Source organism: Variovorax sp. P4_D9 (genome assembly GCF_056401695.1).
The window spans coordinates 1-622 of record NZ_JBFUIU010001718.1; the positions used below are offsets into that span (position 1 = coordinate 1).

The 622-nt window shown below is 69.1% G+C and carries 1 protein-coding gene; it reads left to right on the forward strand.

Translation table 11 applies throughout. From position 1 onward, the window contains the following. On the forward strand, window positions 1-622 hold a 622-nt coding region (locus AC1DY5_RS57955; RefSeq protein WP_478123088.1), incomplete at both ends, for a sigma 54-interacting transcriptional regulator.

The following is a 622-nucleotide window of genomic DNA, read 5'->3' on the forward strand; positions in this document are numbered from 1 at the left end:
CTCTTAGAGAGCGAGCTGTTCGGCCACGAGCGCGGCGCCTTCACCGGCGCCCAGACGATGCGGCGCGGCCGCTTCGAGCAGGCCGAGGGCGGAACGTTGTTCCTCGACGAAATCGGCGACATGCCCTTTGACCTGCAGACGCGGCTGCTGCGGGTGCTGAGCGACGGGCATTTCTACCGTGTCGGTGGCCACAACTCGGTCAAGGCCAATGTGCGTGTGATCGCGGCGACCCACCAGGACCTCGAGCAGCGCGTGAAGCTCGGCGGTTTCCGCGAAGACCTGTTCCATCGGCTCAACGTGATCCGGTTGCGGCTGCCCGCGCTGCGGGAGCGTGGCGAGGACGTGCCGGCCCTGACGCGCCACTTCCTGCAACAGAGTGCCAAGCAGCTCGGCGTCGAGCCCAAGCGCATCTCCGATGCGGCGCTGGCGCAGCTGGCCACCTTCAGCTTCCCCGGCAACGTGCGCCAGCTGGAGAACATCTGCCACTGGCTCACGGTGATGGCGCCGGCGCAGCTGATCGAGCCAAAGGACCTGCCGCCCGAGGTGATGGCTACCGCGGTCGCCGAGCCGCATGCGGCAGTGGCGCCGGCCGCGCCGACGGCCGAGCGCGAAGGCTCAGGGC